The organism is Pseudomonas sp. GL_091, from assembly GCF_057837725.1.
The window spans coordinates 5,560,071-5,584,404 of sequence record NZ_CM174451.1 but is presented as its reverse complement, the minus strand read 5'-3'; the positions used below and the strand labels follow the sequence as shown (position 1 = coordinate 5,584,404).

The 24,334-nt window shown below is 60.4% G+C and carries 25 protein-coding genes; 19 read left to right on the top strand and 6 right to left on the bottom strand.

Features of this window, described 5'->3' with window-relative positions; translation table 11 throughout:
- The first annotated feature begins 69 nt into the window (after positions 1-69).
- The 7 genes from AC3ITY_RS25320 to AC3ITY_RS25290 are packed head-to-tail and all read left to right on the top strand — an operon-like array spanning position 70 to position 7,021.
- Positions 70-1,404: a Tad domain-containing protein gene (locus tag AC3ITY_RS25320; protein ID WP_489305686.1), complete on the top strand. Its 1,335-nt coding sequence runs from the start codon at positions 70-72 to the stop codon at positions 1,402-1,404.
- 8 nt (positions 1,405-1,412) lie between these two features.
- The gene (locus AC3ITY_RS25315) at positions 1,413-1,892 is read left to right on the top strand and encodes a TadE/TadG family type IV pilus assembly protein (protein ID WP_489305685.1); all 480 of its coding nucleotides are present in this window, start codon (positions 1,413-1,415) and stop codon (positions 1,890-1,892) included.
- Positions 1,892-2,386: a TadE/TadG family type IV pilus assembly protein gene (locus tag AC3ITY_RS25310; RefSeq protein WP_489305684.1), complete on the top strand. Its 495-nt coding sequence runs from the start codon at positions 1,892-1,894 to the stop codon at positions 2,384-2,386. The genes AC3ITY_RS25315 and AC3ITY_RS25310 overlap by 1 nt, the downstream gene beginning before the upstream one ends.
- Positions 2,380-3,600, top strand: a complete 1,221-nt coding sequence (locus AC3ITY_RS25305) for an AAA family ATPase (RefSeq protein ID WP_489305683.1) — start codon at positions 2,380-2,382, stop codon at positions 3,598-3,600. Before AC3ITY_RS25310 ends, AC3ITY_RS25305 begins: the two co-directional genes overlap by 7 nt.
- Positions 3,601-3,603: 3 nt before the next feature.
- Positions 3,604-5,046, top strand: a complete 1,443-nt coding sequence (locus AC3ITY_RS25300) for a TadA family conjugal transfer-associated ATPase (RefSeq protein ID WP_489305682.1) — start codon at positions 3,604-3,606, stop codon at positions 5,044-5,046.
- On the top strand, positions 5,043-6,029 hold the full coding sequence (locus AC3ITY_RS25295) for a type II secretion system F family protein (RefSeq protein WP_154860336.1): 987 nt from the start codon (positions 5,043-5,045) through the stop codon (positions 6,027-6,029). Before AC3ITY_RS25300 ends, AC3ITY_RS25295 begins: the two co-directional genes overlap by 4 nt.
- Before the next feature lie 29 nt (positions 6,030-6,058).
- Positions 6,059-7,021: a type II secretion system F family protein gene (locus AC3ITY_RS25290; RefSeq protein WP_154860335.1), complete on the top strand. Its 963-nt coding sequence runs from the start codon at positions 6,059-6,061 to the stop codon at positions 7,019-7,021.
- Between the two features lie 214 nt (positions 7,022-7,235).
- Here AC3ITY_RS25290 and AC3ITY_RS25285 read toward each other — a convergent pair whose 3' ends face one another.
- The 5 genes from AC3ITY_RS25285 to AC3ITY_RS25265 form a co-directional block, all read right to left on the bottom strand.
- A complete protein-coding gene (locus tag AC3ITY_RS25285) occupies positions 7,236-7,505 on the bottom strand; it encodes a DUF3613 domain-containing protein (protein WP_489305681.1) in 270 nt (89 codons plus the stop codon).
- Positions 7,506-7,523: 18 nt separating this feature from the next.
- Complete coding sequence (locus AC3ITY_RS25280) at positions 7,524-8,237, bottom strand: tetratricopeptide repeat protein (RefSeq protein WP_489305680.1); 714 nt, start codon at positions 8,235-8,237, stop codon at positions 7,524-7,526.
- Between the two features lie 119 nt (positions 8,238-8,356).
- Positions 8,357-9,580: a type II and III secretion system protein family protein gene (locus tag AC3ITY_RS25275; protein ID WP_489305679.1), complete on the bottom strand. Its 1,224-nt coding sequence runs from the start codon at positions 9,578-9,580 to the stop codon at positions 8,357-8,359.
- A gap of 591 nt (positions 9,581-10,171) precedes the next feature.
- Positions 10,172-10,579, bottom strand: a complete 408-nt coding sequence (locus AC3ITY_RS25270) for a PA2817 family protein (RefSeq protein ID WP_150754013.1) — start codon at positions 10,577-10,579, stop codon at positions 10,172-10,174.
- 74 nt (positions 10,580-10,653) lie between these two features.
- Positions 10,654-13,101, bottom strand: coding sequence for an acyl-CoA dehydrogenase (locus AC3ITY_RS25265; RefSeq protein WP_489305677.1), 2,448 nt, complete (start codon positions 13,099-13,101; stop codon positions 10,654-10,656).
- A 204-nt stretch (positions 13,102-13,305) separates the two neighbouring features.
- Here AC3ITY_RS25265 and AC3ITY_RS25260 point away from each other — a divergent pair, with 204 nt between their 5' ends.
- From AC3ITY_RS25260 to AC3ITY_RS25245, 4 genes are all read left to right on the top strand, one after another.
- Positions 13,306-13,965: a transglutaminase-like domain-containing protein gene (locus tag AC3ITY_RS25260; protein ID WP_489305675.1), complete on the top strand. Its 660-nt coding sequence runs from the start codon at positions 13,306-13,308 to the stop codon at positions 13,963-13,965.
- 43 nt (positions 13,966-14,008) lie between these two features.
- Positions 14,009-14,632 (top strand): glutathione S-transferase family protein, encoded by a 624-nt coding sequence (locus AC3ITY_RS25255; protein WP_489305673.1) that lies wholly within the window; start codon positions 14,009-14,011, stop codon positions 14,630-14,632.
- Positions 14,633-14,764: 132 nt separating this feature from the next.
- Positions 14,765-15,697 carry an ABC transporter ATP-binding protein gene (locus tag AC3ITY_RS25250; protein WP_223534354.1) on the top strand — a complete coding sequence of 311 codons (933 nt, stop codon included), beginning with the start codon at positions 14,765-14,767 and terminating at the stop codon, positions 15,695-15,697.
- A complete protein-coding gene (locus AC3ITY_RS25245; RefSeq protein ID WP_046037490.1) occupies positions 15,694-16,473 on the top strand; it encodes an ABC transporter permease in 780 nt (259 codons plus the stop codon). Before AC3ITY_RS25250 ends, AC3ITY_RS25245 begins: the two co-directional genes overlap by 4 nt.
- Positions 16,474-16,627: 154 nt before the next feature.
- Here the strand turns inward: AC3ITY_RS25245 and AC3ITY_RS25240 are convergent, their stop codons facing one another.
- A complete protein-coding gene (locus AC3ITY_RS25240; RefSeq protein WP_489305672.1) occupies positions 16,628-17,143 on the bottom strand; it encodes a DUF2062 domain-containing protein in 516 nt (171 codons plus the stop codon).
- Positions 17,144-17,277: 134 nt separating this feature from the next.
- Here AC3ITY_RS25240 and AC3ITY_RS25235 point away from each other — a divergent pair, with 134 nt between their 5' ends.
- The 8 genes from AC3ITY_RS25235 (at position 17,278) to murB (ending at position 24,132) form a co-directional block, all read left to right on the top strand.
- Positions 17,278-19,512: a DNA internalization-related competence protein ComEC/Rec2 gene (locus AC3ITY_RS25235; RefSeq protein WP_489305671.1), complete on the top strand. Its 2,235-nt coding sequence runs from the start codon at positions 17,278-17,280 to the stop codon at positions 19,510-19,512.
- Between the two features lie 98 nt (positions 19,513-19,610).
- A complete protein-coding gene (locus tag AC3ITY_RS25230) occupies positions 19,611-20,246 on the top strand; it encodes a MotA/TolQ/ExbB proton channel family protein (RefSeq protein ID WP_489305669.1) in 636 nt (211 codons plus the stop codon).
- The gene (locus AC3ITY_RS25225) at positions 20,243-20,671 is read left to right on the top strand and encodes an ExbD/TolR family protein (RefSeq protein ID WP_489305667.1); all 429 of its coding nucleotides are present in this window, start codon (positions 20,243-20,245) and stop codon (positions 20,669-20,671) included. The genes AC3ITY_RS25230 and AC3ITY_RS25225 overlap by 4 nt, the downstream gene beginning before the upstream one ends.
- The gene (gene lpxK / locus AC3ITY_RS25220) at positions 20,671-21,681 is read left to right on the top strand and encodes a tetraacyldisaccharide 4'-kinase (protein ID WP_489305666.1); all 1,011 of its coding nucleotides are present in this window, start codon (positions 20,671-20,673) and stop codon (positions 21,679-21,681) included. Before AC3ITY_RS25225 ends, lpxK begins: the two co-directional genes overlap by 1 nt.
- 24 nt (positions 21,682-21,705) lie before the next feature.
- Positions 21,706-21,891: a Trm112 family protein gene (locus tag AC3ITY_RS25215; RefSeq protein ID WP_003179363.1), complete on the top strand. Its 186-nt coding sequence runs from the start codon at positions 21,706-21,708 to the stop codon at positions 21,889-21,891.
- The gene (gene kdsB / locus AC3ITY_RS25210) at positions 21,888-22,652 is read left to right on the top strand and encodes a 3-deoxy-manno-octulosonate cytidylyltransferase (protein ID WP_477754719.1); all 765 of its coding nucleotides are present in this window, start codon (positions 21,888-21,890) and stop codon (positions 22,650-22,652) included. The genes AC3ITY_RS25215 and kdsB overlap by 4 nt, the downstream gene beginning before the upstream one ends.
- On the top strand, positions 22,652-23,116 hold the full coding sequence (locus tag AC3ITY_RS25205; RefSeq protein WP_489305665.1) for a low molecular weight protein-tyrosine-phosphatase: 465 nt from the start codon (positions 22,652-22,654) through the stop codon (positions 23,114-23,116). The genes kdsB and AC3ITY_RS25205 overlap by 1 nt, the downstream gene beginning before the upstream one ends.
- Entirely contained in the window at positions 23,113-24,132 is a 1,020-nt protein-coding gene (murB, locus tag AC3ITY_RS25200; RefSeq protein ID WP_489305664.1) for a UDP-N-acetylmuramate dehydrogenase, read from the top strand. The genes AC3ITY_RS25205 and murB overlap by 4 nt, the downstream gene beginning before the upstream one ends.
- Positions 24,133-24,334: the final 202 nt, after the last annotated feature.

Below are 24,334 nucleotides of genomic sequence, written 5' to 3'. Positions count from 1 at the left end.
GCAACCGGTATCTGGACATCAGGGTATTGGCGGAGCCGATCCGGATCAGTATCGGCAATCGAGGGCTTGATGATGAATCTTCGTATTCAGCGGCCGTTCACTTCGACGCCAAGGCGCCAGGAAGGATCGGTGAGTGCATTGATGGTGATCGCGATGGCGGCGATGGCCATGATGGCGGCGTTGGCCTTGGATGGCGGGCATATGATGCTGAACAAAACGCGCCTGCAGAATGCGGTGGACGCCGCCGCCCTGAGTGGCGCCAAAACCCTGAGTCAGGTAGAGGGGGGCGTCAACAGTGTCAGCGCGGCCAACGCGACGCGTACCGCCGCGCTCAATACGCTGACACAAAATGCCAATGCCACAGGCAACAACGAATTGGCCACGGCGGTCGGCGGCAACGCCGGTGCATTTGCAGTGGTGGAACTGGCAAGCAGCGTCTATGGCCCGTTCACCTTTCCCGGGCCGACGGATGCCAAATACGTTCGGGTATCGGTAGCGAGTTATGGCCTGACGGGATTTTTCTGGAGCTTCGCCCAGTCATTGGGCGCCCTGGGGAACAAGGCGGTGGGGGCGATCGCCACCGCGGGACCCAGCCCTACCAGCCCCTGCGATCTCGCGCCTTTGATGGTCTGTGGCGATCCGGCTCAATACAACCCGGGCACCGGTATGTTCTGGGGCTTCCAGTTTGGTGATTTGAAGGTATTGAAGACGGCTTCCGGCAATCAGTCGCCTATTGGTCCAGGCAACTTTCAGTTGCTCGATTTTGGCTCGGGTGGCAATGCGGTCAGGGAGGAGATGGCCGGAGGCGGCAAGGTCTGCCGCAATGTGGGAGACAACGTCGCGACCGAGCCTGGCAACAAGGTCGGCCCTGCGTCTCAAGGCCTGAATACACGCTTCGGCATCTACGACGGCCCGGTCAGTGCCTCGGACTATCCGCCGGACCTGGTAACCACGTCCAGTAATCCCCCCATCACTGACGACGGCACAGGCCCGAAGTACCAAGGGCAAACCATCACCTCGAACAATGGCACTCTCACGGCAGGCGGCAACCCGATACTGGACTACAACGACTGGCGTACGAGCGTTGCTGCGTGTGTGGCAGGGGGCAGTGACTGTCAGGGCAATGGGGTGTTCGAGCGCCGGATGCTGAAAATCGTGGTGGGCAACTGCGCCGGGAAAAATAGTGGTTCAACCTCGATCCCGGTCCTCGGTTTTGGCTGTTATTTCGTGGTGCAGCCCATGGATGGCGGCGGCGGGGAAGCGGAGATCTTCGGCCAGTTCGTGAAGGAGTGCGAAGGCGACAATGTGGCCGGCCCCTCGCCGTCCACCGATTCCGGCCCGCAGATCATTCAGCTCTACAAAACCTATCTCAACGGCAGTGGCACTCCGAGCACTGACTCGTAGGGGGCGTCATGAGACATCATAGATTTAAACATCGGCAGCGCCAGCAAGGTCTGGCCATTGTGGAATTCACCCTCGTGTTGCCGGTGTTGCTGTTGCTGTTACTGGCCTTCGGTGAATTCGGCCGCATGTTCTATCAGTACAACTTGTTACTGCAGGCCAGCCGCGATGCCGACCGTTTTGTTGCCAGCCAGGCCTGGGACTCGACGCTGGGGGCGGTCGCTCTGAGCAATACGCTGCAGACCCAGACGAAAAACGTTGCGGTGTATGGCGTGCCGGCCAACACCGGGACCGCTGTGGTGTCAGGGCTGACGACTGGCAACGTGGTCGTTGCCGCCGTGGGCACCGACCATGTGCGGGTAACCATCACTTACACGTTCTGCCCGGTGATTGGCGCTGGCAATTGCACCGGATCGCTTCCCGGTTTTTTTGGCAATTCGATTGCACTGGGCATTCCGCTGGTCGCCACTACCGTGATGAGGGCCCTGTGATGAATAGAAAATACATGCGCGGCACCTATGTGGTGGAGTTCGCCATCGTTGGTCTGCTGGTGTTCACGCTGTTGTTCGGCGTAGTGGAAATGGGCCGCCTGTACTTCACGGTCAATGCGCTGGATGAAGCCGTACGCCGTGGTACGCGCCTGGCGGCGGTGTGCAATATCAGCGATCCGGTGGTGTTGCGGCGGGCGATCTTCAACGCGGCGGGCGATGCAGGTAATAGCCAGCTGATCGGCAATCTGGCCACCACCCATCTGACGCTGACCTATCTGGACGTAAACGGTGCTGTGGTGGCCAACCCCGCTGACACGGTCAGCGCCACCGGTTTTCGTGCTATCCGCTATGTCCGGTTGAGTCTGCAAAACTTCGTTTTCAATCTGTTTATTCCCGGGTTCGGTGTGCCCTTTACGCTGCCTACATTCAGAGCAACGTTGCCACGTGAAAGCCTCGGGCGTCATTCCGATTCCGGGGAGATCACGCCATGCTGAATACCAAGGAAAATCCACTCTCTACCTCGACCGGCAAAGCCGGGCTACGGTTGCTGATCAGCAGCCGTGATGCCACGTCGTTGCGCGACCTGCAGAGCGTCTGCCAACGCATGCCCAGCCTGGAGGTCAGCACTCGCCTGGTGAGCAATGGGCATGTCGACCCGCTCTACGGCCTGGACCGGATGCCCGATCTGTTGCTGTTGCGCGTCAGCCACCTGTGGCGTGAAGAGCTGTCGGCACTGTTGCAGCGCCCGGCCCATGAACGTCCGCCGATGTTGGTGTGCGGACTGCTGAGCGAACAGGAAGGCATGCGCCTGGCGATGCAGGCCGGCGCCCGTGACGTGCTGCCGGAGCCCGTCGCCGAGACAGAACTGGTTGCTGCCTTGAATCGGCTGGTCATGGAGGTTCGGACTGGCAGTGGGACAGAAGGGAAATTGCTCGCCGTGATCAGCGCCAAGGGCGGATCCGGCGGCACCATGCTGGCCTGCAACCTGGCTCAGCAGCTCAGCATGAAGGGTGGCAGTACCCTGTTGCTGGACATGGACCTGCAATTTGGCAGCGTGACGCATTACCTGGATGTGGCGCAAACCCACAGCCACCTGGAGGTGTTGCATCAGATCGACGGCATGGACAGTGTTGCGCTACGGGGTTTTTGCAGCCACTTCAGCCCGACCTTGCATGTGCTGGGTGGCCGGGCCGGTGAGCTGTGCCTGCCGCAGGATGCCCAACCCGAGCAACTTGACACCCTGATGCAGTTGGCCCGCGCCAGCTATGACTGGGTAGTGATCGATCTGCCACGGCAAATCGACCACCTCACCGGCTCTGTGCTGGAACAGGTGGATCGGGTGTACGTGGTGGTGCAGCAGAGCGTCAGCCATCTGCGCGATGCCAGCTCTCTGGTGCGGATTCTTCGCGAAGACCTGGGCGTGCGTGGGGATCAATTGCAGATAGTGGTCAATCGCTATGACAAGTCGGCAGCGGTCAGCCTCAAGGATATCGGCGAGGCGCTGCGCTGCACGAACCTGGCGAAGTTACCCAACGACTTCAACCTGGTCAGCCAGAGTCAGAACACGGGTGTGCCGTTGGCTCTGCATGCGCCGAAGGCGGCGATCACCGTTGCCCTGCGCAACGTGGCCGAGGAACTGGCCGGCAAGCAGATGGCTGGAAAAAAAAGCGTGCTCAAACGCGCCTTCAACCGTTTTTTCGGGGGGTGACCCATGATCAGCGACTTTCGTAACCGCTTGCGCAAACAGGCTGGTAAATCCGCCTCGTCGCAGGCTAACCAGCCGGGTGACGACCAACTGGATCCGGCAGAGGAAGTGATGGCGTGGGAGCGTGCAACGCCGGACGTTCTTTACGAAACCAAAAGTCAGGTCACCCCGGTGGAGGCCGAGTGGCGAGAAAAGATCTACCAGCAGTTGCTCAAGGTCATGGACCTGTCCTTGCTGGACTCCCTTGAACAGGCAGAGGCCGCGCGGCAGATTCGCGAAATTTGCCAGCGTCTGCTCGATGAACACTCGGCACCGGTGAGTACTTCCAGCCGCCAGTTGATCATCAAGCAGATCACCGACGAGGTACTCGGTCTGGGGCCGCTGGAACCGCTGCTGGCCGATCACAGTGTGTCCGACATTTTGGTCAACCGGCATGACTCAGTGTATGTCGAGCGCTTCGGCAAGCTGCAACGCACCGATGTGCGTTTTCGCGATGATCAGCATTTGCTGAACATCATTGACCGCATTGTCTCCAGCCTGGGTCGGCGTATCGACGAGTCTTCGCCATTGGTGGATGCGCGGCTCAAGGACGGTTCGCGGGTCAACGCGATTATTCCGCCGCTGGCCATCGACGGCCCGAGCATGTCGATCCGGCGCTTTGCGGTGGACCTGCTCAATACCGACAGCCTGATCCAGGTGGGGGCGTTGACCCCGGCCATTGCCCTGCTGCTCAAGGCGATTGTCCGTGGGCGCTTGAACGTGCTGATTTCCGGCGGTACCGGCAGCGGCAAGACCACCATGCTCAATGTGCTGTCCAGTTTCATTCCGCACAACGAGCGGATCGTCACCATCGAGGATTCGGCTGAACTGCAACTGCAGCAGCCCCATGTGGTGCGCCTGGAAACCCGGCCTTCGAATATCGAGGGGCGCGGCGAGGTGAGCCAGCGGGAGTTGGTGCGCAACAGCCTGCGGATGCGGCCGGACCGCATCGTGATCGGCGAAGTGCGCGGCGCCGAGGCGCTGGACATGCTGACAGCGATGAACACCGGTCACGACGGCTCGCTGACCACGATCCACGCCAACACCGCGCGCGATGCATTGGGGCGAATCGAGAATATGGTGTCGATGACCGGGGCGACCTTTCCGATCAAGGCCATGCGCCAACAGATCGCTTCGGCCATTGGAGTGGTCATCCAGCTGGAACGCCAGGAGGACGGCAAGCGCCGCCTGGTCAGCGTGCAGGAGATCAACGGCATGGAGGGCGAGATCATCACCATGACCGAAATCTTCTCCTTCATGCGCCACGGCGTGGGCGAAAACGGCGAAGTACTCGGTGAGTTTCGGCCCAGCGGCATGATCCCCGCCTTCCGCGATGTGCTGGCCAAGCGCGGTATCGAGCTGCCGCTTGCAATGTTCAGGCCTGAGTGGATGGAGGCACGGCAATCATGAACCAGGTTCCTGGTGAATTCATTCTGATGTTCCTCGGCATGGTGTTTATTGCCGTCTTCCTCCTGTCCCAGGGCGTGGCGGTGCCGGTATTCGGCGAGGCCGGCAAGATGCGCAAGCGTATTCGTGGCCGCTTGCATGTACTGGAGAAAGCCAACAATCAGTCCAGTATGCAGACCGTGTTGCGACAGAAATACCTGACGCGTTTGTCGCCATTGGAGGCCAGGCTTGAGCAGCTGCCTTTAATGGAGGCATTGACGCAAATGATTGAGCAGTCCGGGCACGAATACCGGGCCTATCGGGTATTGCTGCTCGGGCTGGTGCTGGGAGTCTGGGCGGGTATCTTGATCTGGATGGTTTGGTCAGTCTGGTGGATGGCGCTGCTGGTGGGTTTCGCGGTCTTCTGGTTACCCATACTGAAAATCTCTCGCGACCGTGGCAAGCGTTTCGCTGAGTTCGAGGAAGGCCTGCCGGATGCGCTGGACGCGATGTGTCGCGCTTTGCGCGCCGGACACCCCTTCAACGAAACCCTGCGCCTGGTGGCCGAGGAACACAAGGGGCCGGTCGCTCATGAGTTCGGCCTGACGTTCGCCGATATCAACTATGGCAACGATGTGCGCCGGGCCATGCTCGGTCTGCTGGAGAGGATGCCAAGCATGACGGTGATGATGCTGGTGACCTCGCTCCTTATCCATCGCGAGACTGGCGGTAATCTGACCGAGGTGCTGGAGCGTCTGAGTCTGCTGATCCGCGGGCGCTTCCGCTTTCAGCGCAAGGTCAAAACCCTGTCGGCCGAAGGGCGGATGTCGGCCTGGATACTGGTGGCCATTCCCTTCGTACTGGCGGCTGTGATTTTGTTCATTACCCCTAAATACATGCCATTGCTGCTCAATGATCCGATGGGCCATAAGCTGATATTTTGGGCTTTTGGTGCCATGTTGGTCGGGATTTTCTGGATTCGCAAAATTATCCGGATTCAGGTTTAAGCGGTATTAGCTACCGGGAGGTACAGGCCATGGATTTTTTACTCGGGTTATTCAGTCGGGTCACGGGGAACGAGGAGATGGCGCGCCTGTTGTTCCTTGGCGCGATTGGTTTGAGTACGGTACTTGCGGTGGGTGCCGTGATCCTGCTGATGATGGGGCTTCAGGATCCCGTGCAGCGTCGTCTGGCGCTGATCAAGCGTGGTCATTTAGGCAACGCGACCGGGCAGGAAGCTCCGGGTAACCTGCAACTGTTGCTGGAGCGGGTCGGCCAGCGCTTTGCCTCGGCCGAGTCGGCTCAAACATCCGCCACCCAGACACTGTTGATGCATGCGGGGTACCGCTCCTCGTCGGCGGTGCAGATGTACTGGGCAGTGCGCTTGATGTTACCGCTGTTATTGATCGGTATTACGTTGCTGCTGTTGCCGATGATTCCCAAGGTTTCCCTGATCATGGGGCTGCTGTTGGTGGGCTTGGTGGCGGGTATCGGATGGTCGGTGCCAGCGCTGTATGTCGCCAAGCGCAAACAGAAGCGACAAGGCCGGCTGCGCGCCGCGTTTCCGGATGCGCTGGATCTGATGGTGGTGTGCGTGGAGTCGGGCCTGGCCTTGCCCGCGACCATCGAACGGGTGGCTGAGGAGATGTCGGTCAGTCAGGTCGAACTGGCTGAAGAGCTGGCCCTGGTCAATGCACAAATCCGCGCGGGTATTTCCAGTACCGCGGCGCTCAAGCAACTGGCTGTGCGCACTGGCCTGGATGACGTACAAGGTCTGGTCAGCCTGTTGGCGCAGAGTATCCGTTTTGGTACCAGCGTGGCCGACACCTTGCGCATCTATGCCGAAGAGTTCCGTGACCGGCGTACGCAGGCCGCCGAAGAGATGGGGGCGAAAATCGGTACCAAGCTCATATTTCCACTGATTTTCTGTCTATGGCCGAGTTTCTTTCTGGTCGCTATCGGCCCCGCCTTGATTGGGGTACTCAAAGCATTCGGGTGAGGTAAAACAGCCGGAGGCTGTCGAGTGCGATGGCCTTGCTACCCGAACCTGATCTGCACTTTCCTGCCATGGATCTACACCTCTGCTCCGGGGTAATCCGGCCAAGGTTAATTATGTGTAGATACCACTGCTTTTCCTGTACACGACATCAAGCCCGGCTTTGCAGCCAGGCCACTCCGGACTACGCCAGAGGCTGATCACCCATCGACAGGCCTCAGTTGCCGATGGTCATTTGTCCCGCTGCATCCTGGTCAAAATATTGCGGAATCGGGTAGTTGAAGCTATTCAGCCAGCGCTGCATGGCCAGGTCACGTTCGGTGGCCGAAGCGGTTTGCAGTTTAGTGGAGGCAACCACACCGCGAATCTGCAGCTGCAACCACTGTTCGGTGCCTTGTTGATACGGCGAAGAGGGGCCCGGCTCAATGGCCCAGGCAGTGGTGGACAGGCAAGCCATGCACACGATCAACAGCCTTTTGGTATTCATCTCGACTCCTCGTACGTTCTACTTGTTCGCACTGGTAGCGGCATCGGCTACCTCAGTCTTGCGATTCCCATCGGTAGCCACCACTTTTTTGGCGGAGGCCTTGAGTTTTTCCGCGCGGGTTTGAGCCTCTACGACTTGCTTGGGGCTCAAGTCGGCGCGGGTCACGAGGTCGGCAGCCGCCTTCCAGTTATCCTGGTAGATCAGCAGCGTCACCATATTGAGTGCCGCCAGTGTGTTTGCCTGTTTGAGCTCCATGGCGGTCATGAACTCAAAGCGTGCTTCAGGGATCCGTCGCTGATTGAGGTAGACGACTCCCAGGTCATTGCGCATCCTGTCGTCGGTGGGGGCCATCTTCACCGCACGCTCAAGGTGAGTGGCAGCGTTGGCGTTATCATTTTTGGCGGCGGCCAACTGGCCCAGGCCATGTTCCCCTTCAGCCGCCAGACAGGTGCCGAGCAAGCTTTCGTACAACGGCTGCGCGTCGCCGCTACGCCCCATCAAGCGCAGCACCCGAGCCTTGCGCAGGCGAACCTGGACCAGGTTATCCGGCAAACCTTCCAGATTCGCCAGGCTGGCATACAAACGGCCTTCTTCGGCCATGTTGTCGGCCAGGTTCAAGGACAGTTCCTGCTCCGAACCGGGCTTGGCACAGCTGGCCGGTCGCGAAGACAGGCCATTGCTGGCACAACCTGCGAGCATTAATGTCGCCGCTATTGCAATGACTGCTTTCATCGAATGTCCCCTGGCTACAACACGTTGAACGCCTGGCCAATGGCAATACAGCTGGCCCGGCAAGCGTGCAAAGTCACCATTACGCGTGAGGGCGAGGCAAGTCTGGTTCAGGCTTCGGTTCATTGCGAGAGCCCGCTGAGACTGTCGAAGTCGCCATTTTCCAGGAAAAACATGCGGTAGAAGTTCGGGTCGTAATTGCGCAGCTGCTCGCCAGGCAATGACGGTAGTTGTGCATTGGCCGCCAGTGGCTGGACCAGATGCGGGGTGACGATCATCAGCAGTTCGCGCTCTTCACGGTTGATGGTGTTGTCGCGGAAAAACGCGCCCAGAACCGGGATATCGCCCAGCCCCGGAAACTTGTTCACCTGGGAGTCGTTGTGGGAGCTGATCAGGCCGCTGATGACGAAGCTTTCGCCGTCGGCCAGGGAGATGCTGGTATCGGTACGGCGCACGGTCAGGGCCGGGACTACCGTGCCGGCGATGCTCACGGCGTTGGTGAAGTCCAGTTCACTGACTTCCGGCGCCACCTTCAGCGCGATACGGTTTTTCCCGACGATGGTCGGCGTCAGGGTCAGGCGGATACCGAATTCCTTGTACTCGATGGACACGTTATCGCTGCCTGAACTGGGCACCGGAATCGGTATTTCACCGCCGGCCAGGAAGCTCGCACTCTGCCCGCTGAGCGCTACCAGGCTTGGCCGCGCCAGGGTGTAGGCGAAACCGCTGCCTTCCAGCGCGTTGAGCGCCACCAGGGTATTGCCGGTTGCAAAAGTGAGGTTGAAGTTGTTGTTATTCACCGGTACCACCGGTGTGACAATGCCGCCGATGGTGGGCAAGGTTCTCGGCGAACCGAACAGGAAGTTGCCGCGAATGCCGAAAATCGAGGCGGAGGCTTCCTTGAGCTTGGTCCGGCTGACTTCAACGAAGCGGATATCGGTCTGCACCTGGCTCGGCAGCAGCGGGTCGTCGGAGGGCACCGACGGCACGCTGGCCAGCGCCGCCGTGGCCTTGCCCTTGACGAACACCATGCTTTGGCGCGGCGTTTTCGAACAGGCGGTCCAGACCATCAGGCTGGTGGTCCCCGGCGCAAGGCCCGTGAGTATGAACGCGTTGCTGCCGCTGGGTTGCACGTCGGCAATCTTCGGGTCACCCACTGCCAGTTGCGTTACCGGAACGGGGCTGCGCAGTTCACTCTGCAGCCCCTGACCGACCTCGTACGTTGTCGGCCAATTATCCAATTGCGGGCAATTGGCCGGCGCGGCCTGAGCCGCATCCACGCTGAGGCCCATCCAGAACAGGCCATGGAAAATTCGCTTGAAAGCGGGCACGGTACGAAGGCTCATTAAGTACATCCTCACTGGATAGACCGTCTTTAGGCGGACTGAGTTGTCTCGGATCACTTCACGGGGATCGGGCTATCCCCCCCAATGCGCCAGACCACTCATCCATGGCCCTGACGTTATTCTTTGCGCGCTACACACGAACGGGCGCACTTCGCTGATCTGGCGGGATAGCGAGCGACCTTTGCTGAAACGGTTTTTAGTGATCCGGTTACCTGGACTGCCCGTCGGAGCAATACTCGCGCCTATGGGCCGACCTGGTTCCCCCGGAAAGTCATCGGCACTGAAGGTACAGAGCCGAAAAACGCCTGCCAGGATCATGGTGAGGTAACTCCTTTTGCCAATCCGCTGTCTGATCACTGAAGCTGACGTGGAAAATCGAGCCGTCATGACTTCTTATTGTTTGAAGGTAGTTCAATCAAACCAAAGTGCCATGAATTTAAACAAAACCATTGGTGCAAAGGCTGGAGATAGGCGGGTGGGCAAGGTCGCAGCACAGTGCGGTTGCCTGAAATTGACGGGTGCGCTGAAGGCCATAAACAAAAAAGGCCCGCATGCTCAAGCATGCGGGCCTTTGGCATCACTGATTGAAGATCAGTGCTTGCTGTCCTGGTTTGACAACGCCAGCAGCTGCTTTTCCTGGTTCCAGTCGAAAGGCTCGTCGTTCTGTTCGGCTTCGAAACGGCGCTCTTCCAGTGCCTGATACAGGTCGATTTCATCATCGGGCATGTAATGCAGGCAGTCACCGGCGAAATACCACAGCAGGTCGCGCGGGACCAGGTGAGCGATTTGCGGATAGCGCGTGATGACCTGGCACAGGATGTCCTGGCCCAGGTACTGGCTTTCGATCGGGTCGATCGGCAGCGATGCAAGCAGCTCGTCGAAGCGCTCAAGGAACAAGGCATGACTTTCGTCGGGAACCTGCTCGGCCTCACCTACGGCGACCAGGATGCTGCGCAGGTGGTCGAGTAAAACGAGATGATCGGCAACGATGTTGGACACGAGATAAGTCCTCAAGAGCAAAACGGGCGCGGGAGTATAAAGCGCCTGCGCCCGTTTTTACATGCTTGAAGGGATCAGCGGACTTTTCCCTTGGCCAGTGCCAAAGCCTTTTGATCAAAGTCATCGACATCGATCACCTTGCGCCGGGCCGCTTCGGCTTCACGCAGGGTTTGGGCTTCCACCGGCTGCAACACGCCAGCCTCGAGCGCGGCATCGATCACCGACTCGCCGGCCAGCGGTTTGACCTGGCCACTCTTGAGTGCCACGTGCAGTTTTTTCTGCAGCGGTTGTGCGGCGCTCAACAGATTGCAGGCGTGTTGCAATGCCCCGACCGGATCGTCGCTCGCTTGTGGGCGATAGCAACCCAGGAGCAATTCCTCCAGGGCTGGGTCACCCTTGGCACGGCCAATCAACCCAGCGACTTCGGCACCGAGTTTGTCCGATGGCCCTTTGTGCCGGCGACCGAACGGGAACACGATCACCCGCAACAGGCAGCCGACGACTTTGTTCGGGAAATTATTCAACAGCTCATCCATGGCCCGATCCGCCTGGCCCAGGCTTTCTTCCATGGCCCAGGCCAGCAGCGGTGTCATGTACTGCGGTGAGTCGAGATCGCTGTAGCGCTTGAGTGCGGCCGAGGCCAGGTAGAGGTTGCTCAGCACGTCACCCAGCCGTGCGGACAGGCGTTCGCGGCGTTTCAGTTCACCACCCAGCAGCATCATGCTGAGGTCGGCGAGCAGGGCGAATGCAGCGGCCTGACGATTGAGGGCGCGGAAATACCCCTGGCTGAGTTTGTCGCCCGGGGTGTGTTCGAGGTGGCCGAAACCGAGATTGAGCACCAGTGTGCTGGCGGCGTTGCTCACGGCAAAACCGATGTGCTTGAGCAGCAGACCATCGAATTCTCTGAGCGCCTGATCCTTGTCTTCACGGCCGGCGAGGGCCATTTCCTTGAGCACGAAGGGATGGCAGCGAATCGCGCCCTGGCCGAAGATCATCAGGTTGCGCGAGAGAATGTTCGCGCCTTCGACAGTGATGAAAATCGGCGCGCAATTCCATTTGCGGCCGAGGTAATTGTTCGGCCCCATGATGATCGCCTTGCCGCCGTGCACATCCATGGCATCGCTGATGCAGTCGCGGCCGCGCTCGGTCAGGTGGTACTTGAGAATCGCCGACAGCACCGACGGTTTCTCGCCCAGATCGACCGCGTTGGCGGTCAGCATGCGGGCGGCGTCCATCATCCAGGTGTTGCCACCAATGCGCGCCATGGCTTCCTGAATGCCTTCGAAAGTGGCAATCGGCACATTGAACTGCTCGCGAACCTGAGCGTATTGGCCCGTCACCAGACTGGTGAACTTGGCCATGCCAGTGCCCACCGCCGGCAGGGAAATCGAACGCCCGACCGACAGGCAATTCATCAGCATCATCCAACCCTTGCCGAGCATCTCCTGGCCGCCGATGAGGAACTTCAGGGGAACGAACACGTCCTTGCCTGAGTTCGGGCCATTCATGAACGCGGCGCCCAACGGCAGGTGCCGGCGGCCGATTTCGACACCGGCGATGTCGGTCGGAATCAGTGCCAGGCTGATGCCCAGGTCTTCCTTGTCGCCCAGCAGGTGATCCGGGTCGTAGGCCTTGAAGGCCAGGCCGAGGAGGGTGGCCACCGGGCCGAGGGTGATGTAGCGCTTTTCCCAGTTCAGGCGCAGGCCGAGGACTTCCTGGCCCTCCCATTCACCTTTGCAGATCACCCCGGAGTCCGGCATGCCGCCGGCGTCGGAGCCGGCCAAGGGGCCGGTGAGGGCAAAGCACGGGATGTCATCGCCGCGTGCCAGGCGTGGCAGGTAATGATTGCGTTGTTCGTCGGTGCCGTAATGCAGCAACAGTTCGGCCGGGCCGAGGGAGTTGGGGACCATCACGGTGGAGGCGAGGTCGCCGCTGTGGCTCGCCAGTTTCATCGCCACTTGCGAGTGGGCATAGGCGGAGAAGCCCTTGCCGCCAAACTCCTTGGGGATGATCAAGGCGAAAAAGCCGTTGTCCTTGATGAACGTCCAGACTTGCGGCGACAGGTCCATGGTTTGACCGAGCTGCCATTCATTGACCATGGCGCAGAGTGCGTCGGTCGGCCCATCGATGAAAGCCTGTTCCTCTTCATTCAATTGCGCCTTGGGATAGGACAGCAGCTTGTTCCAGTCTGGACGGCCGCTGAACAGTTCGCCGTCCCACCAGACCGTGCCGGCGTCAATGGCATCGCGCTCGGTTTGCGACATGGGCGGCAGGGTTTTCTGGAACCAGTTGAACATCGGCGCGCTGAATAATTTGCGGCGCAGGTCGGGCAGCAGCAAGGGCGCGGCGACGGCGGCGATCAATACCCAGTAAACCAGCAACAACCAGCCCGGCGCGCGGCTGAAAGCGCCCATTGCCACGACATAGACGGCCACGATGCTCAGGGCGGGCAGTGGGGCGATGCGGCGATGGGCCAAATAAGCAATCCCGACCAGCAGAACCAGTATCCACAACAGCAGCATATTCATTCCTCCGTGAAACCAGGGCGAACCAGCCCACAGAGCTTAGACGGCATCCGCGAAACAGGCTGGTTGGAGCGATGTGTTTGGAATCGTGGGAAAAACGTTCATTGAGCGAGCGGCAATGCGCCCATGTTTGGCCGAAATGTCGTTATCTCTGTGCTGAAGCTCTCGCTAGACTCGGGGCTTCCCCAGGAGATTATTCTCATGCACGAGTATCTGAGTCCCGGCCGCTTCATCGATAGTGACCATCCGTCCGTGGTGGAGTTCGCCGAACAACACCGTGGCGCCAGTCGCGATCCGCTAGAGCAGGCGATCAGTCTCTATTACGCCGTGCGCGAAGCGGTGCGCTACAACCCGTACACATTCAGTCGCGATCCGCAGACCCTGCGCGGCAGTTATGCGCTGGCGGCCGGGGAGAGTTACTGCGTGCCCAAGGCCACGCTGCTGGCAGGTGCAGCGCGGCATTGCGGGATTCCCGCACGGATCGGCCTGGCGGATGTGCGCAATCATTTGTCGACGCCACGGCTGCTTGAGTTGCTCAAGAGCGACATGTTCGCCATGCACGGCTACACCGAATTCTATTTGCGGGATCGCTGGGTCAAGGCGACACCAGCGTTCAACCGCAAACTCTGCGACCTGTTCAATGTGGCGCCGCTGGAGTTCGACGGGATCAACGACAGCGTTTTTCATCCCTTCAACCGCGATGGCGCGAAGCTGATGGAGTACCTCGTCGATCACGGCCAGTTCGCCGACGTACCTGAAACGTTCTTTTTCGAACACTTGGAAAAATGCTATCCGCACCTGTTCGGAGAGCAACAGCAAGCGCTGTTGGGTGACATGCAGAGCGATTTGAGTCGCGCCTGATCCGGCGTATGCTGCCTGCCCACTTACCGAAAAAGAGGCGGTCATGCTGAAGATCTGGGGTCGGAAAAACTCGTCGAATGTCAGAAAACCATTGTGGGCCGCCGAAGAACTGGGGCTGGCCTACGAGGCTATCGACGCAGGTGGTGCCTTTGGTGTCGTCGATACGCCCGAATACCGCGCCATGAATCCCAATGGTCGCGTGCCTGTCATTGAAGACGACGGTTTTGTGTTGTGGGAATCCAACGCCATCGTGCGTTACCTGATGGCCTTGCATGCTGACGGCACGGCCTGGTACCCGAACAATCTTAAGGCCCGCGCCACTGCCGATAAGTGGATGGACTGGACCACCTCAAGCTTTGCCGGCCCGTTCCGCACCGTGTTCTGGGGCGTGCTGCGTACCCCGGCAGACCAGCAGGACTGGACCGCCATCAAGGCGGCGATCAAAGAATGCGACACGCTGCTGGCGATGGCCGATCAGGCGTTGGCGAACAAGCCCTACCTGTCCGGAGACGAGATCGGCATGGGCGATATTCCCCTGGGCAGTTTCATTTATGCCTGGTTCGAGATGCCGATCGAGCGTGCGCTGCAACCCCACCTGGAGGCCTGGTACGCACGGTTGAAACAGCGTCCGGCGTATCAAAAGGCGGTCATGACCGCGTTGACTTAATACTCACTATCGACACGCTTGACTGTACTTGTGTGGCGGCGACAAGCACCATTGTGCTGGTTCGCTGCGGCTGTATTGTTCGCCGCCGCCCATACTTATCCCTTTCCTCCCTTCTTGGTGCGTAAATCAGATATGAGTTCCGCTCTGTCCATCCGGCAGCTAACCAAAACCTACGGCAACGGTTTCCAGGCCCTGAGTGGTATCGATCTGGATGTCGCCGAAGGTGACTTCTTCGCCTTGCTCGGCCCCAACGGCGCCGGCAAATCCACGACCATCGGCATTCTCTCGACCCTGGTGAACAAGACCAGCGGCACGGTGAATATCTTCGGTCACGACCTGGACAGGAATCCTGCGCAGCTCAAGCGTTCCATCGGCGTGGTGCCTCAGGAATTCAACTTCAACCAGTTCGAAAAGACCTTCGACATCGTCGTGACCCAGGCCGGCTACTACGGCATCCCGGCGAAAATCGCCAAGGAGCGCGCCGAGCAGTACCTGACCCAACTCGGCCTGTGGGACAAGAAGGACGTGCCGTCGCGTTCACTGTCCGGCGGCATGAAGCGTCGCCTGATGATTGCCCGTGCGCTGGTGCATGAACCACGCCTGCTGATCCTCGACGAACCGACTGCCGGGGTGGACATCGAACTGCGTCGCTCGATGTGGAGCTTCCTCACCGAGCTGAACCAGAAAGGCATCACCATCATCCTCACCACCCACTACCTGGAAGAGGCTGAGCAGTTGTGCCGCAACATCGGCATCATCGACCACGGCACCATCGTCGAGAACACCAGCATGAAGCAGTTGCTTAGCCAATTGCATGTGGAAACGTTCCTGCTGGATATGAAGAACACGTTGCAAGTGGCGCCTCAGTTGATCGGCTACCCGGCCAGACTGGTCGATAGTCACACCCTGGAAGTCCAGGTGGACAAGTCCATGGGCATCACCGCGTTGTTCACCCAGTTGGCGCAGCAGAACATTGAAGTGCTGAGCCTGCGCAACAAAACCAATCGCCTCGAGGAGTTGTTCGTGTCCCTGGTGGAGAAAAATCTGTCGAAGGTGGCGGTATGAGTTCCGAGCTGCGCCCCAACCTCGTAGCACTCAACACCATCGTTTACCGTGAAGTCCGGCGTTTCACCCGGATCTGGCCGCAGACCTTGCTGCCGCCGGCCATCACCATGGTCCTGTACTTCGTGATCTTCGGTAATCTGATCGGCCGGCAAATCGGCGACATGGGTGGCTTCACTTACATGGAGTACATCGTGCCGGGGCTGATCATGATGTCGGTGATCACCAACTCCTACGGCAACGTGGTGTCGAGTTTCTTCGGCAGCAAGTTCCAGCGTTCCATTGAAGAACTGATGGTCTCGCCGCTGTCGCCGCACACCATTCTGATCGGCTACACCCTGGGTGGCGTGCTGCGTGGCTTGATGGTGGGGATCATCGTGACCCTGCTGTCGCTGTTCTTCACCCATTTGCAGGTGCATCACCTTGGCGTGACCATTCTGGTAGTGGTGCTGACCGCGACGATCTTCTCGCTGCTGGGCTTCATCAACGCCGTGTTTGCGCGCAACTTCGATGACATTTCGATCATTCCGACTTTCGTGCTGACACCACTGACCTACCTGGGCGGGGTCTTCTACTCGATCACCTTGCTGCCGCCGTTCTGGCAGACCGTGTCCCTGGCCAACCCGGTGCTGCACATGGTCAACGCATTCCGTTACGGCATCCTCGGTGTATCGGATATCCGCATCAGCGTGGCCATCGCCTTCATGCTGGTCGCGACCGCGGTGTTGTATCTCGGTAGTGCGCGGTTGCTGGTCAGCGGGCGCGGGATGCGTACCTGAGGGATACCGCGTCGCTTTCAATCGCGAGCAGGCTCGCTCCCACAGGGGATCTTGTTCGCCGCGTAGATTGAATGTGGGAGCGAGCCTGCTCGCGAAGGCGTCAGCCCAGACACCACAAAAAAACGGCCTCCCAAGTGGAGGCCGTTTTGCATTATCACATCCGGTTCTTCTTGCGCCGCTTCCACTGTCTGGCCACCCACCAGCGCCAATACATCATCACCAGGAAGTAGGCCAGTGCACCGAGTGCCAGCCCCGTCACTACCGAGCCCAGCAGAAACGGTTGCCACAAGGTCGAGATTTCACCCCTGATCCATTCCCAGGTCAGTGAGTCCGGCAACTGCCGGGCGGGAACGTCCATCAGCCAGGCACCGGCCTGGTAGGTGCAGAAGAATACCGCGGGCATGGTGATCGGGTTGGTCAGCCAGACCAGGCTCACGGCAATCGGCATGTTGCCGCGCACGATAATGGCGAGGATGGCCGCCAGCAGCATCTGCAGCGGGATCGGCAGGAACGCGGCGAACAGCCCCACTGCCATGGCGCGGGCAACGGAGTGGCGATTGAGGTGCCACAGGTTCGGGTCATGCAACAGCGTGCCGAGAAAGCGTAAGGACTTGTGTTCCCTGATGCTCATCGGGTCTGGCATGTAACGTTTGAATAAGCGCCGGGGCATAAGGCTTCTCGGTCGGTCAGGGCGGCAAGTATGTCTGGATTCTATGAGCTGCCCATTCAGATTTTGTGACAATTATTGACGACGCCCATCCGACGGGCGGGCTAAGCCTTGAGGGTACTCTCAAGGACGGGCTTATGCGCACAGGGATGATGGCGCTGGCGTTGGGTCTGCTGACCTTGCGCTTTTTACCGGCACTGCCGCCGGTCTGGTTGTGGCTGGCGATGCCGGTGGCGGGTTTGATGTTGCTGCCGTTCAGGACGTCTCCGGTGGCGTTTTACTTGTTCGGTTTGAGCTGGGCCTGCGCGAATGCGCAGTGGGCGCTGGACGACCGGTTGCCGCCGACGCTGGACGGAGAAACCCGCTGGGTCGAAGGGCGGGTCACCGGCTTGCCCCGGCATGACGACGGTGTCGTGCGATTCGAATTGACCGACATCCAGTCCCGGCGTACCCGGCTGCCGCGGCAAATGCGCCTGGCCTGGTACGGCGGGCCGCCGGTGAGCAGTGGCGAACGCTGGCGCCTGGCAGTCAAGTTGAAGCGCCCGGCCGGGCTCCTCAATCCGCAGGCCTTCGATTACCAGGCCTGGTTACTGGCACAACGCATCGGGGCGACCGGGACGGTCAAGCAGGGCGAGCGTCTTGCACCAGCCCAATGGGCCTGGCGCGATGGAATCCGTCAGCGTTTGCTGGCGGTGGATGCCCAAGGGCGAAGCGGCGCGTTGACGGCATTGGTACTCGGGGACGGCGCCGGGCTGAGTCGCGAAGACTGGCAGGTATTGCAGGACACCGGCACGGTGCATCTGTTGGTGATTTCCGGGCAGCACATCGGATTGCTGGCGGGCGTCGTGTATCTGCTGATCGCCGGCCTGGCCCGCTTTGGGCTATGGCCGAACCGTCTGCCATGGTTGCCCTGGGCGTGCGGCCTGGCATTCGCCGCTGCGCTCGGTTACGGGATGCTGGCCGGATTCGAGGTGCCGGTGCAGCGGGCCTGCCTGATGATTGCAATGGTGTTGTTGTGGCGTCTACGGTTCCGTCATCTCGGAGCATGGTGGCCACTGTTGTTGGCACTCAACGGCATATTGCTGCTGGAGCCGCTGGCGAGTCTTCAGCCTGGTTTCTGGCTGTCTTTCGCGGCCGTGGCAGTCTTGATATTGACCTTCGGCGGACGTTTGGGGCCCTGGCGTTGGTGGCAGACCTGGACCCGTGCCCAATGGCTGATAGCAATCGGGCTGTTCCCGTTGTTACTGGCTTTGGGGTTGCCAATCAGTCTCAGCGGGCCGCTGGCCAATTTGTTCGCGGTGCCCTGGATCAGTCTGGTGGTCCTGCCACCGGCGTTGCTCGGGACGCTGTTGCTGCCGGTGCCTTACGTGGGTGAGAAGTTGCTGTGGCTGGCGGGCGGCCTGATCGACGGCTGGTTCAGGGGGTTGGAACTCGTCTCCGGTCAGGTGCCCGCGTGGGTGCCCGCAACAGTCCCGCTATGGGCCTGGGTAATCGGTGCCAGTGGCGCCTTCTTGCTATTGCTGCCGCGAGGCGTACCGATGCGCCCGTTAGGGTGGCCCATGCTGTTGATGCTGGTTTTTTCGCCCAGGCCGATGTTGCAGGAAGGCATGGCCGAAGTCTGGCAATTGGATGTCGGTCAGGGCCTGGCGATCCTGGTGCGCACTCGGCATCACACGTTGCTGTATGACGCCGGACCGCGTTTCGGTGAACTCGACCAGGGGGAGCGGGTGGTGCTGCCGACGTTGCGCAAACTGGGGGTGAAGGGGCTCGATCTGATGCTGATCAGCCACGCCCATGCCGATCATGCCGGTGGTGCCCCGGCGATTGCCAAGGGCTTGCCGGTGAAACAGGTGGTCAGTGGTGAACCGTCAGACTTGCCTGTGGAGTTGCAGGCCGAGCGGTGTGAGAGCGGCCGGCAATGGACCTGGGATGAAGTCGATTTCCAGCTTTGGCATTGGCCATTGGCCGGCGACAGCAACCAGAACTCCTGTGTCTTGCTGATCGAGGCCAATGGCGAACGGTTGCTGTTGAGTGGCGACATCGATGCCGCCGCCGAGAGAGCCCTGCTGGACAGTCCGTTGGCCCTGCCCACCGATTGGCTGCAGGCGCCACACCACGGCAGTCGCAGTTCGTCGTCCAAGGCCCTGCTGGATGTCCTGCAACCTAAAGGTGCGCTGATCTCCCGCGGGCAGGGCAATTCGTTTGGCCATCCGCATGCGACGGTCATCGCGCGTTATCAAAAACGTGGAATGGCGATCTACGACAGCGCCGAACAAGGTGCCATTCGTCTGCAACTGGGACGCTTCGAGCCGCCGTGGTCAATGCGTCAGGAACGGCGTTTCTGGCGCGATCCGCCGCCCTTGAACAGATAACCGAGCGTTATTAAAGCCCGACCGGATGCGACATCACGGTCTTCGGTGCTTGCACCCCCTATGTTAGAGTGGCGCACTTTTTCGAGGGGACTGTCACTGTGTGGGAATTGGTCAAATCCGGCGGCTGGATGATGTTGCCGATCATTCTGAGTTCCATCGCGGCCATGGCGATCGTCGCCGAACGCCTCTGGACCCTGCGAGCCAGCCGCGTGACCCCGGAGCACTTGCTCGGGCAGGTCTGGGTCTGGATCAAGGACAAACAACTCAATAAGGAAAAACTCAAGGAACTGCGCGCCAACTCCCCGTTGGGCGAGATCCTGGCGGCCGGCCTGGCCAACTCCAGGCATGGTCGCGAGATCATGAAGGAGTGCATCGAAGAGGCCGCACAACGGGTCATCCATGAGCTCGAACGCTACGTCGCCGCCCTTGGCACCATCGCCGCCATGGCGCCGTTGCTGGGCCTGCTGGGTACGGTGCTGGGCATGATCGATATTTTCAGTGCGTTCACAGGCAATGGCATGACCACCAACGCCTCGGTACTGGCCGGTGGTATTTCCAAGGCCCTGATCACCACGGCTGCGGGCCTGATGGTGGGTATCCCCTCGGTGTTCTTCCACCGTTTCCTGCAACGCCGGATCGATGAGCTGGTGGTGGGCATGGAGCAGGAAGCGATCAAGCTGGTCGAAGTGGTGCAGGGCGATCGCGATGTGGACCTGACCGGGAGCAAAGCGTGAAATTCCGCCGCAAACCACGGGAAACGGTGGACATCAACCTCGCGTCGCTGATCGACGTGGTGTTCATCCTGCTGCTGTTTTTTGTCGTGACCACCACCTTCACCCGTGAAACCCAGCTGCGCGTCGATCTGCCGGAAGCGGTCAGTGGCACGCCGGCCGACGATCAGAGCAAGCCTTTGGACATCGCCATCAGCGCCGACGGCGTGTTCTCGGTGAACAACCAGATTTTGCCGAAAAGCGACCTGGCTTCGCTGATGGACGCGCTGCAAAAAGCAGCCAACGGCGACACCAACCGACCGCTGTCCATCAGCGCTGATGGCAAGACTCAGCATCAGTCCGTGGTGACTGCCATGGATGCGGCCGGCAAACTCGGCTTCAGTCATTTGCGCATGATCACCATCGAGGCGGCGCCCCCGGCGCCCTGATGGCCATGTCCGATCGATTGCTCGCCGCGTGGTACGCAGGTCATCCGGCCCTGAAACTGTTGCAGCCATTGGAATGGCTGTACCGGCGCGTGGTAATGAACAAGCGCAAACGCTTTCTGGCGGGTGAGGGCGAGATCTATCAGCCGCCGGTGCCGCTGATCGTGGTCGGCAACATCACCGTGGGTGGCACCGGCAAGACGCCGCTGATTCTGTGGATGATCGAGCACTGCCAGCGCAGCGGCCTGCGGGTCGGAGTGGTCAGCCGTGGCTACGGCGCCAAACCGCCGCAGTTGCCATGGAGGGTCGAGGCCGAGCACAGCGCCGACGTCGCCGGTGACGAGCCGTTGCTGATCGTCCAGCGCACGGGCGTGCCGCTGATGATCGACCCCAATCGCAGCAACGCCGTCAAAGCCTTGCTTGCCAGTGAGCCGCTGGACCTGATCCTGTCCGACGACGGCATGCAGCACTACCGCCTGGCCCGTGACCTGGAACTGGTGCTGATCGACGCCGCCCGCGGCCTGGGCAACCGTCGATGCCTGCCTGCCGGGCCATTGCGCGAACCAGCCGAGCGCCTGCAAAGCGTCGACGCGGTGCTCTACAACGGTGCCACGGCCGACCGCGAGGACGGTTTTGCCTTCCAGTTGCAACCCACCACGCTGGTCAACCTGCGCAGCGGCGAACGACGTCCCCTCGACCACTTCGGCGCAGGCCAGTTTGTGCACGCGGTGGCCGGCATCGGCAATCCGCAACGTTTCTTCAAGACCCTCGAAACGCTACACTGGCAGCCGGTTCCACATGCGTTTGCCGACCACGCCGAATACAGCGTGGAGACGTTGAATTTCACGCCGTCATTGCCGTTGGTAATGACGGAAAAGGACGCGGTGAAATGCCGTGCCTTTGCTACCGCCGACTGGTGGTACCTGGCGGTCGATGCCGTGCCGTCGCCGGCCTTCGTGGCCTGGTTCGACACACAGCTGATGCGCCTGCTGCCGGCTCGTTTGTTGCCTTAACTCCATTTTTTCCAGGGAATGCTCATGGACACCAAATTGCTCGATATCCTCGCTTGCCCGGTCTGCAAAGGTCCGCTCAAGCTCAGCGCCGACAAGACCGAGCTGATCAGCAAGGGTGCAGGCCTGGCCTACCCGATTCGCGACGGCATCCCGGTGATGCTCGAATCCGAAGCACGTACCCTGACCACCGACGAGCGCCTGGACAAATGACTACAGCCTTTACCGTCGTCATTCCGTCGCGTTTCGCCTCTACCCGCCTGCCAGGCAAGCCACTGCTGCTGATCGCCGGCAAGCCGATGATCCAGCACGTCTGGGAACAGGCGAGCAAAAGCGGTGCCGAGCGTGTGGTAGTCGCCACCGACGATGCGCGCATTATCGAGGCCTGCAAGGGCTTCGGCGCCGAAGTGGTACTGACCCGTGAAGACCACAACTCCGGCACTGATCGCCTGGCCGAAGTCGCGATGAAACTGGGCCTGGCGCCCGATGCCATCGTGGTCAACGTACAGGGCGACGAACCGCTGATCCCGCCAAGCGTGATCGACCAGGTGGCCGCCAACCTGGCTGCTCATACCGAAGCGCGCATGGCCACCCTGGCCGAGCCGATCGAAGACGTGGACACCCTGTTCAATCTCAACGTGGTCAAGGTCGTCAGCGACCTCAATGGCCTGGCGCTGACGTTCAGTCGTTCCACTTTGCCCTGGGCGCGGGATGCATTCGCCGTGAACCCTGAGCAGTTGCCCGAAGGTGTGCCGTACCGCCGCCATATCGGCATTTATGCCTACCGCGCCGGTTTCCTGCAGGATTTCGTCAGCTGGGGTCCATGCTGGCTGGAAAACACTGAGTGCCTGGAACAGCTGCGTGCCCTGTGGCATGGCGTGCGGATCCATGTGGCCGACGCACTGATCGCGCCGCCAGCCGGTGTCGATACCGTTGAAGACCTAGAGCGCATTCGTCGCCTGCTGGAGAAGTGATGCGGGTTCTGTTTGTCTGCCTGGGCAACATCTGCCGCTCTCCCACGGCCGAAGGCGTGCTGCGGCATAAGTTGCGCGAGGCCGGCTTGGCCGATCAGATTGAAGTGGCCTCCGCAGGCACCGGCGACTGGCATGTCGGCAAGGCGCCGGACAAGCGCAGTCAGACCGCGGCGAAGCTGCGCGGTTATGACTTGTCCGCCCAGCGCGCCCGGCAAGTCTCCCGCGCCGATTTCGCCACCTACGACCTGATCCTGGCGATGGACAACAGCAATCTGCGCAACCTCAAGGCCTTGCAACCGGCCAAGGGCAAGGCCGAGTTGGATCTGTTCCTGCGTCGCTATCAGTCGGACGTCGATGAGGTCCCAGACCCGTATTACGACGGCGACCAAGGCTTCGAACAGGTGTTGGACCTGATCGAGCGCGCCAGTGATTTGCTGGTGATCGAATTGAAGGGACGGTTATGAGTTTGCAGGTTCAATCGCAGGTTTCGCTCAAGCCGTTCAACAGCTTTGGCGTGGATGTCCAGGCTCGGCTGTTTGCCGAGGCTCATAGCGACGCCGATGTGCGCGAAGCCCTGGCCTATGGGCTGGGACACGAGGTGCCGGTGCTGGTGATCGGCGGCGGCAGCAACCTGCTGCTGACGGCGGACATCGATTCGCTGGTGCTGCGCATGGCCACCCGCGGGATTCGCGTGCTGAGCGATGAGGGCGGCAAAGTGGTGATCGAGGCCGAGGCGGGCGAGCCCTGGCATCCCTTTGTGCAACACACACTGTCCCTGGGGCTGTCCGGCCTGGAAAATCTCAGCCTGATTCCCGGCACTGTCGGTGCGGCACCGATGCAGAACATCGGCGCTTATGGTGTCGAGATCAAGGACGTGTTCGCCGGCTTGACCGCCCTCGATCGTCAGACCGGCGAACTGCGCGACTTCACATTGCAAGAGTGCAACTTCGCTTACCGCGACAGCCTGTTCAAGCAGGAGCCGGGGCGTTGGTTGATCCTGCGTGTGCGTTTCGCCCTCGACCGCGCAGCGCATCTGCATCTGGAATACGGCCCGGTGCGTCAGCGCCTGACCGAACAAGGCATCGAGCATCCGACCGCCAGCGATGTCAGCCAGGCCATTTGCAGCATCCGCAATGAAAAACTCCCGGACCCGGCCGTACTCGGCAATGCCGGCAGCTTCTTCAAGAACCCTTTGGTGTCGGCGGCGCTGGCGGCACGGCTCAAGGGCGAATACCCGGACCTGGTGGCCTATGCGCAACCCAACGGGCAGATGAAGCTGGCCGCCGGTTGGTTGATCGAGCGGGCAGGGTGGAAGGGTTTCCGTGAGGCTGATGCTGGCGTGCATAAAATGCAGGCGCTGGTGTTGGTCAATTACGGGAGTGCGAGCGGCATGCAATTGCTCCATCTGGCGCAGCGCATCCAGAAAGACATTTTCGAGCGTTTCCATGTCGATCTGGAAATGGAGCCGAACCGGTATTGAGCTAAGCTTTCAAGACGGATCAAAAAGCCCTGCACAACTTCACTTGTGCAGGGCTTTTTTGTTAATGCTCGGTTAACTTAGTCAGCTAACGATGCACACTCTTGCTCCACCAAAGGCCCGGTGCAGACGTCTGCGACTGCATAAGAGAGCCCATTAGCCTGAGTCGATCTGCGTGCGACCCACCGAGATCCAGCGGCAGATT

Coding starts and splice junctions, on each gene's coding strand:
- AC3ITY_RS25215 (WP_003179363.1), top strand. CDS start 21,706: ATGGACACCAAATTGCTCGATATCCTCGCTTGCCCGGTCTGCAAAGGT.
- AC3ITY_RS25285 (WP_489305681.1), bottom strand. CDS start 7,505: ATGAATACCAAAAGGCTGTTGATCGTGTGCATGGCTTGCCTGTCCACC.
- AC3ITY_RS25290 (WP_154860335.1), top strand. CDS start 6,059: ATGGATTTTTTACTCGGGTTATTCAGTCGGGTCACGGGGAACGAGGAG.
- AC3ITY_RS25265 (WP_489305677.1), bottom strand. CDS start 13,101: ATGCTGCTGTTGTGGATACTGGTTCTGCTGGTCGGGATTGCTTATTTG.
- AC3ITY_RS25250 (WP_223534354.1), top strand. CDS start 14,765: ATGAGTTCCGCTCTGTCCATCCGGCAGCTAACCAAAACCTACGGCAAC.
- AC3ITY_RS25205 (WP_489305665.1), top strand. CDS start 22,652: ATGCGGGTTCTGTTTGTCTGCCTGGGCAACATCTGCCGCTCTCCCACG.
- murB (WP_489305664.1), top strand. CDS start 23,113: ATGAGTTTGCAGGTTCAATCGCAGGTTTCGCTCAAGCCGTTCAACAGC.
- AC3ITY_RS25300 (WP_489305682.1), top strand. CDS start 3,604: ATGATCAGCGACTTTCGTAACCGCTTGCGCAAACAGGCTGGTAAATCC.
- AC3ITY_RS25235 (WP_489305671.1), top strand. CDS start 17,278: ATGCGCACAGGGATGATGGCGCTGGCGTTGGGTCTGCTGACCTTGCGC.
- AC3ITY_RS25315 (WP_489305685.1), top strand. CDS start 1,413: ATGAGACATCATAGATTTAAACATCGGCAGCGCCAGCAAGGTCTGGCC.
- AC3ITY_RS25295 (WP_154860336.1), top strand. CDS start 5,043: ATGAACCAGGTTCCTGGTGAATTCATTCTGATGTTCCTCGGCATGGTG.
- kdsB (WP_477754719.1), top strand. CDS start 21,888: ATGACTACAGCCTTTACCGTCGTCATTCCGTCGCGTTTCGCCTCTACC.
- AC3ITY_RS25275 (WP_489305679.1), bottom strand. CDS start 9,580: ATGAGCCTTCGTACCGTGCCCGCTTTCAAGCGAATTTTCCATGGCCTG.
- AC3ITY_RS25245 (WP_046037490.1), top strand. CDS start 15,694: ATGAGTTCCGAGCTGCGCCCCAACCTCGTAGCACTCAACACCATCGTT.
- lpxK (WP_489305666.1), top strand. CDS start 20,671: ATGGCCATGTCCGATCGATTGCTCGCCGCGTGGTACGCAGGTCATCCG.
- AC3ITY_RS25310 (WP_489305684.1), top strand. CDS start 1,892: ATGAATAGAAAATACATGCGCGGCACCTATGTGGTGGAGTTCGCCATC.
- AC3ITY_RS25280 (WP_489305680.1), bottom strand. CDS start 8,237: ATGAAAGCAGTCATTGCAATAGCGGCGACATTAATGCTCGCAGGTTGT.
- AC3ITY_RS25305 (WP_489305683.1), top strand. CDS start 2,380: ATGCTGAATACCAAGGAAAATCCACTCTCTACCTCGACCGGCAAAGCC.
- AC3ITY_RS25260 (WP_489305675.1), top strand. CDS start 13,306: ATGCACGAGTATCTGAGTCCCGGCCGCTTCATCGATAGTGACCATCCG.
- AC3ITY_RS25240 (WP_489305672.1), bottom strand. CDS start 17,143: ATGCCCCGGCGCTTATTCAAACGTTACATGCCAGACCCGATGAGCATC.
- AC3ITY_RS25255 (WP_489305673.1), top strand. CDS start 14,009: ATGCTGAAGATCTGGGGTCGGAAAAACTCGTCGAATGTCAGAAAACCA.
- AC3ITY_RS25320 (WP_489305686.1), top strand. CDS start 70: ATGATGAATCTTCGTATTCAGCGGCCGTTCACTTCGACGCCAAGGCGC.